Genomic DNA, 8,502 nt, shown 5'->3' on the forward strand with positions numbered 1-8,502 from the left:
ACATGTTTGGTTGTTTGTTTTATTTATTAATAATTAATTTATTATAAGTTTTTAATGATAAATTCTTCTAAAGCACAAGCACAGACATCAGATTTAAAACGAGCAATTACTTCATTATTTTTAACAAAGAATTTTTCATAGTTTCACTTGATTGCTTTAGCACGATGTGATCAAGGGTGTTCGTTGATTAGTTTTTCAAATAAAGGGTTGATGTCTCTTCCTAAGATATTAGTGATTTGCATTACATCAAAACTAAATTGTTTACTTCGACAAAAGTGAGCAACTTCTTGATTAGTAGCAAATTCCTGGTATAAGAATTGACGTGATGGAAAAGCTAAAATAACAAGACCTTGGTCTTTGTATTTGTTATGAAGTCATTCAAAACGATCTAGTTGATAAGAAAAACCACACTTACTAGCAGTGTTAACAATTAAAACCAACTTGTTATCTGTTTTAGATCAATCATATAAATTACCATGCACATCATATACAGTATAATCTTTTAAATTAATCATTTAATTTTTAAATCATCCTTATTCTAATATTGTTATTAGTTTTAAGCTCGTAAACTAAACTGCTTAATTTTATCATTTTATAATGTAATTACATTAATAAATGGCTTTAATTTAGGGTTTATCTATATAAAGATTGAATATTTAAATAGAATAAGGTATAATAAAGAGATAATCGATAAGTATGCAATCTTTTAAGTAGCAATTACCATTGGTTAGATTATACGGTATATTTCATAAAACTTTCATTTAGATTTTGATAAGGAATTTAACAATACTCAATTTGTCACTAAACTATAAATAGTTTAATGACTAGGATTCTAGCTTTTTTATAAAAAGGGCTAATCAAAATTAAGGAGTTCAGTCTATGAAAAATAGCAAGAAAAAAATTGTTGGGATTAGTGTCGCAACTTTAATAGCAGCTGCAGCAATTGCAGCTCCTGCCATTTATTTTGGTCAGAATGCTAATGAGAAAGAGACTAATCCTATACAACATAATGATGAACGAATTATTAATGTTAAGGATAATGAAACCTCTAAGTTAGCTGATAATAAAGAACAGTCAAATAATTTAGTATTAACAAAACACAACGTAAGTATTAAAAGTCACCAACCAGTTAAATATGTAGCAATTGGTGATCAACTAACAGCTGGGCATTTAGATCAAGCTCAATTTGACTTACGTGGAAAATTAGATAATAACCAAGTGCAAGGAGTTTCATTCCCTGCCTTTTTAGCTAATTATATTAATACTGTACAACCAGCACGAGTTAGCAGCTTTACTAACTTAGGGATTTCAAACTCTAGCATTTCTGATTGACTTTATTTATTAAATGAAGCTGATGAAACTTACTTCAAAAATAAAGATTATTTATTCTTTGAAAAAGTTAAACAAAATGACAAAGAGATAGCTAATCCATATCAAAATTGATTAAGTTCTTATTTTGGTAATTTTGGATACTCAAGTTTAAAACAAAAATTAAAGAATAATAAAGAAGTTGACCAAAGTCAATTTACTAATTTTATTCACCAATTAACACAAGCCAATCTATTAACAATTACCATTGGTTTAAATGACTTTTTAGCTGTTATTGACCAACAACTTTTATCACAAATCATTAATTCACAACCAAATGTTGATTCACAATTATTAATTCAATTTGAAAAGAATATTGATCAAGCAAAACGATTTGTTGCTAATAACCTTAAAAAATTATTAAAAAAACTAAAAGAAATCAATCCTGATTTAAGTATTAATGTAATTGGTTATCCGCTTCCATTTTTACGTTTAAATAGTGTTATTAATGACTCAACTAAACAAGGTGAAAAAAACGTTTTTGAACTAATTACAAATGGTCTTAATAGCGTTTTAAAAGATACAGCTAAGAGTGTTAATGTTAATTTTGTTGCTACAAATGATACAGATGATTGATTAAAAAACAACGATGTTTTTGCTAAAGATATCTTTAATTTACACCCAACACACTTGGGTTATAAAAAGATGGCTCAAGATGTTTTCTTAAAGTTAGCTTTAGGTGAACAATATGCACAAAACAAAACTTCTGAACTTGCTCAAGAATTAGTATCAAGTTGAGATGCTAATTACTTTAATCAAGACAAAGATAGTTTTAACCAACAAATTGCATTTAAAAACATAACTAATCCAGAATTAATTATTAAAGTAGTTGGAACTGAAAATGCTGCTTTATTATTTACACAATCTCTTCTTGAAAAAGATGTAGAAAATAAAGGATTATTAAATAATGCTAATAAAGCAAAAGCTTTATATACTTGATTAAGAAAAGATAGTAAACAAATTGGTTTATTAGTTGATCTAATAGTTAATTTAACTAGTAAAACTGAAACTGATAAAGCATATAAAAGAGCAATGTTTGAAGCATTGTTTAATTTAGTTCTATCAACAAATAAAACAAGATACTTAGATGATGCAGTTTCAAGTATTCAAAATGATTTTGACTCTAATGACTATGATAAGAATGATAAGCCTGGTACACAAACAATAAATAAACAAGATTTTAGAACAGTCTTTAATAAACACTTATTAAATGATCAAAGTCTTTTCAACTTAATTTATGATGTTGTATATCATGGTAATGAAAATGATCTAGAAACTAATAAAAAGACTTTAGCTAAATTTATTAGTAGTTTTATTAATCCATCATTAATTATTGAAGGATTAGTTTCAAGTTCAAAAAATAGTCTTGAATCTGAAGAGTTAAATTTACTTAAAACAAAATTAATTGATATTCTAACTAATACTAAAGCATTAGATAAGATTATTAATTTAGTTGTTGATGAAATCTTTACTAATAAAGATAATCACTTTAAATACAAAACAATTTCTGCATTAATTTCATCAGTTGTTAGCTCAAAAGCAACACAAATTGAAAAAGAAATTGACTCTCTTATTAATACAGTTACAAAAGATGATAAGAATTTAGATGTAGTTTATAAACTATTCTTATCATCAACAAGTAGTTCAAACAATAATGTGTTTAATAACGAAGAAGTTAAAACAATCGTTAAGAAACTTTTAATGAAAGGAACAGCACTTCCTTTATTAAAAAACTATAAAAACGACATTATGAAGCAACTTAAGCTTCCAGCTACTTATTTTGGTCTATTAGATTTAAACCAATCACATTTAAGTAAACAGTTAGCTGATGTTTTCAAACCAGCTACTAAATCATTCTTTGATAGCATGATTAAGATGTTCTTAAATAAGGATATTGAATCAGCTGAATTAGAAAAATTAACAGAAGTAAGTTTACAAAATGCTTTTGATATTAAATTAAAAGCTGTTGGTTCTTTTGGTGTTGTTGAAACATTTACTAAAGCTAATCAATTTAACTATTTTGATGCAGTTAAAGGGATGTTATCAGCTTTAGATGAAAATAAGCTAGATGATAGTCAAAAAACACAAATTAAAGATGTTCTTAAAAAAGTAATTGGTAAAGTTGCTAATAGTTCTTTTGCTAATAAAGTGTTTAGTACACTTGAAGATTATGCAAAAAACAAATTAGGAGATTTATTAATTGATGCTAAACTTCCGTTTGTAAAAAACAACGGGAAACAAGTTTGAGATGTAATTAGTGATTTAGCTGCTCGTCTTATTCGACCTGATAAATTACAAAGCATCTTAGAATTAGCATTAGTTGATTTTGTTGATAATCCAGATAAGTATGCTAATGTAACTAATCCTGGTGAATTATTACAAGTTTTATTAACTAATAAAAATGCAGAAGTTAAAAAACTAATTGATACATTCGTTGAAACATTAACTAAGGATGAAAAATTAAACAAACTTCTTAGTGAATTAGCAACTCAATATGTATTGAGTTCTTTACCATTTAAAAAACCAGCTACTGAAGAACAAAAGAAACAATTCGATTCATTTGTTAATAAACTAATTCCAAAGATTAGTAATTTAACTTTATACAAAAACTTACAAGCAGATTTATTAACATCTCTTCAAAATCATATTCCATTATTATTTAGTAATGATCCAAATGCATTCACTAATAAATTTAAAACTGATCTAGTTAACTCTGCAACTGCAAGTTTATTGACTTTACTTGAATTAGTTGAAGATCCAAATATCAAAGAATTTGAATTAATTTCAATTACTAACTTATTCTTAGATAATTTAGACTTTAAAAAGATCTTCAAAACTGATCAACTTAAACCTGAAGCAACAGCTTTAGTTCAAAATAACAATCAAAGTGAAGAGCTTAAAAAAGCTGTAAATACACAATATGAATCAGCTAAAGCATCAGATCAAACTACACCAAACCTTTTATTTAGATTATTTAAGAACTTAATTAGTTTAAGTACGTTTAATCGCGAAGATGCTTCAGTACTAAAAACAAACCAAGACTCTGCAATTAAGGTTTTAAACAATTTAGTAGAAAAAATATTTACAAATTCTGATTTATTATTTGGAATTAAAAATACAGTTAATGGTGCTTTATCAAACTCATTATTAATTAATAAATTAGGTCTTTCTAACCAACAACAAGTTGAATTAGTTGATGCTGTATTTAATGAATTCTTATTACCTGCAAAGAATGAAAAAGTTAGAAAACTAATTCAATCATTTACATCTACTTTAATTAGTAATGCAAAAGAATTAAACAAAAAAGATAGCATGGGAGCAGTTCTTGCTTTTGTGTTTGAAAAAAACAAAGATCAAATTATTCCATTAATTAATGAATTAACTGATTTTGTTCTAAAAGATAAAAATGTTCGTCAAGTATTATTAGGTTTATTAGTTAAAGCAGTTAATCCTAATATGGATTGAGTTGATCTTAAAGAAGAATCTAAAGAGAAAATATCAACATTTGCTAATGCAATTTTTGATAAATTATCTACTTCAAGATTTGTTCAAACATTTAAGAGCAACTTTAATAGATTAATTACTGATGCAAATATTGTTGAAAATATCTTAAATACAAAAGATTATGCAAAAGCATTTGAAGTTTTAACAAGTGATGGTAGTGTTGTTAAAGATTTATTTAACTTCTTAGCAGAAGATCAATTCAAAGTTAGAGATTATGTTGATGTTTTACAAATCTTTGTCTTTGAAGTGTTAATGAATCAAACTAAACCAGTTAGTTATTTAGAAGCAAAACTAGATTCTGTATCAGTACAAAATCCTTCTGCAAAAGTAGTAAACTCAAACCCATCTGATACTGTCTTTAAGATTGTTCAATCATTGTTAAAAACAGGTTTAGCTGATGCTAAATCAAAAGAAAAATTAAAAGAAGTTGTTGAAACTTTTGTTAGTGAAGTGTTTACAAACAAAGAACATGGCAATACATTAACAAAATGAATTAGTAATTTATTAAAAGCTCAATTAAGCACATTTAACAACCAAGTTAATTTAATTCAAACTACAGAAGATTTAATTCAACAAATATTAAATAATACAAGTGTTAAAGATGCTGCAGTTGATTTAGTTAAAGTTTTAATTAGTGATGTTTTAGATAATACAACTGAATATGCTAAAGCAGATAGTTTTGCAGCTTTATTTGAAACATATGCTCAACGTAATGCTGATAAGATCAAAGAAAAATTACTTGCATTATTTGATGCTATCTTTAAAGATAAAGAAATTACTGATGTAGTTGGTAAAGGTTTAGTTACTTGATTTGAACAACAATTCAAAACTACTCTAAATGAAGATCAAAAACTAAAAGTTCAATCATTTGTATCAACTTTATTACAAAAGATTACAGATTTAGATGTATACAAAAAACTTGTTGATAGTACATTTGACTTCATCAAATCAAATGCTAAATCATTATTTGAACAAAACAATGTTCAAGCAGATTCATTCTTAACTAAATTAAAAGATCACTTCTTATCAAAACCAGAACAATTAATTAATGTAATTGAAATCTTTAAGATTAGTGAACTTTCAACTAAAGATTTTACTGATGTAATTGATATTTTATTTGATCCAGCTGTTAATAGTCTTGACTTTAGTTCATTAATAAAAACTGATGATCAGAAACAAAAAGAATCAACTATAGTTGTTTCATCTACTAAATCTACAACTACATCAAATCCACTTGATTTCTTCAAACAAATTATTGTTGGCTTCATTAATAATGATTTAGTTGCAGAAGAACAAGTTAAAACTAAGATTGATACAATAGTTAATCATTTATTAAACAAAGTATTTACTTCATCTAAACTTCAAGATGAATTTGCTAATGTATTAGCTGCAATTATTAGTAAAGCAACTAATTTACCAACTACAAAAGAAGATTATGTAAGTTTATTTAGAAGTATTACAACTAATACTACTTTTGCATCTGAAGTTAAAAACTGAGTTAGCTTATTAATTAAAGATATTAGTAATGCTAAAGATAAATATCGTAATTTAGCTGATAATCAAGCTATTATCAATGAATTTACTAAATCAAATTTATCAACTCTAAAAGATAGCTTTATTAAAGTATTAACTGCTCTTGTAAATGATCCTAATGTTCAATCTAACTTTGCTAAAGCGGTTGTAAGTACACTTGAAAACTACATTGCTGTTAATTTACAATCAAGTGAAAAAGAAGTTGTTTCTAAATTATTAGTTAAATTAATTCAACATTTACCAAATCTTGAGTTTACAAAATACTCTCTTGAACAATTAATTGAATTTACAACAAATGCGATTAATGGTTCAGTTGATGGATCTAAGTTAATTGATCAACTATTTAACCCTAGCTCAGTTGCATCATTACTTGAATTATTTAACTTCAACGATATAACTGCAGATGAACTAAAAGTATTTATTGACATTGTTATTAAATACTTACCAAAAATTGCTACAAAAGCACAAGATAATGCGAAATTACAAGATTCAACAAGTGAAGTATCTTCAGCACAAAATAGTCAAAAAACAACAGTTAAGAATAACACTTTAGAAACTGTATTCAATTACATTCATGCTTTACAAACTTCTGAGTTCTTAGCAAAAGGTCATGATGTTGCATCTAAACTTTATGGTTTAGTTGAACACTTAATTGATCAAGTATTTGCAAGTAATGATCTTAAAACATTTATTACTAAGAACTTATTATCTTTATCTAGCAACATTGATTTAAGTAAATTAAGTTCAACTAATCAAAATGTAATCAATAACTTAGTTGCAATCTTATACGAATCAACAGATTTTAAAACAATCATTAAAACTTTAGCTAAGAAAGTCATTTTAGAAGCTGATAAGTTTAAAGAAAACAAATCATTCTCTGAATTTGTATCTACATTATTTAACTTAGTAAAAGATGAACTAAAACCTCAACTTGTTAATTTAGTTCAAAATATAGCAACAAGTGAAAAAACACAAAATGTAATTACAGATTCTTTATTTGATTTAATTTCATCTAAAGCACCAAATGAAATTGAAGAAAAATCTAAGTCTGCTGTTAAGAATTTAGTAAGTAAGATATTAGGTAATGCTAAAGAATTACCAGTTGTAAAAGAAGTTATCGAACAACTTGTTGACAAATTAGGATCTTCAGATTTTGTTGGTTCATTATTAGGTGATCAAAAATCTAAACAAGATACTGAAAACAGAACAGCTGCAATTAACAACTTATTTGATTTCAATGATCCAAAGAAACTTGTTTCAATTGTTGATATCTTAAAGAATGAAAAAATTACAAATGATGATTATGTAAATGGTATTTTAGCTATTGTTAATGAACTTGACTTCAACAAATTCATTAATCTAAAAGCTAAATCAAATGATACACCAGCATATAGATCAGTTAGTGAACAAGCTGATAACTCAAACAATGTTAAACTTAACTTTGGTTTTGAAGTTGCTAAAGCGTTCATTACTACTCCAAAAGAAACAATTGTTAATGATCGTATAGTAAGTATTGGTACAAGATTATTTGACGAAATATTTGATACTAATAAAACTGAAGGATTTGCACAAAATGTGATGAATAACTTAGCTGATCATTTAGCAGTGACAATTGCTAATAATGTTCCTGAGCTAAGAGTATTAAAATCACAATATCAAGAAAGCTTTAGAAAATTATTTACTGATCCATCATTATTTAATTTTGCTAAAAACTTATTAAATAAAACAATTAGTAGTGTTGTTAAGGATGCTAATAGTTATAAAGATATTAATAACTTCGCTGATTTATTAAAAGTTTATTTAAGTAATAATAAACAAACTGTTAAGAGTGAAATTAATCAATTCTTAACTAGTGCACTTAAAAAAGATGGTTCATTTGTTAATGAATTAGCTAATATAGCTGAACAAACAGTTATTAACTACTTTAACTTAAGTAATTTATCTGAAACTGATAAAACTAAGATTAAAGCTCTAGTTAAAGAAGTAGCTCCGCTACTTCCTTCACTTGATTTCTTTAAAGAAATTCCAGGGAAATTACTAGACTTTATGGAAGAAAACACTGAAGCATTATTGTTAAATCCACAACAATTTGTAGCT

At 26.0% G+C, this 8,502-nt stretch carries 2 protein-coding genes; one reads left to right on the forward strand and one right to left on the reverse strand.

Annotation, left to right across the window (positions count from 1 at the left end; translation table 4 throughout):
* Positions 1–41: 41 nt before the first annotated feature.
* Complete coding sequence (locus UDIV_RS03350; RefSeq protein WP_231428087.1) at positions 42–515, reverse strand: glutathione peroxidase; 474 nt, start codon at positions 513–515, stop codon at positions 42–44.
* 364 nt (positions 516–879) lie between these two features.
* On the opposite strand from UDIV_RS03350, the gene UDIV_RS03355 reads away from it, so the two are divergent.
* The coding region (locus UDIV_RS03355; RefSeq protein ID WP_038103314.1) for an SGNH/GDSL hydrolase family protein at positions 880–8,502 on the forward strand (7,623 nt) is incomplete at its 3' end.

This window comes from Ureaplasma diversum NCTC 246, from assembly GCF_000731915.1.
GTDB classification, from domain to species: domain Bacteria; phylum Bacillota_I; class Bacilli_A; order Mycoplasmatales; family Mycoplasmoidaceae; genus Ureaplasma; species Ureaplasma diversum.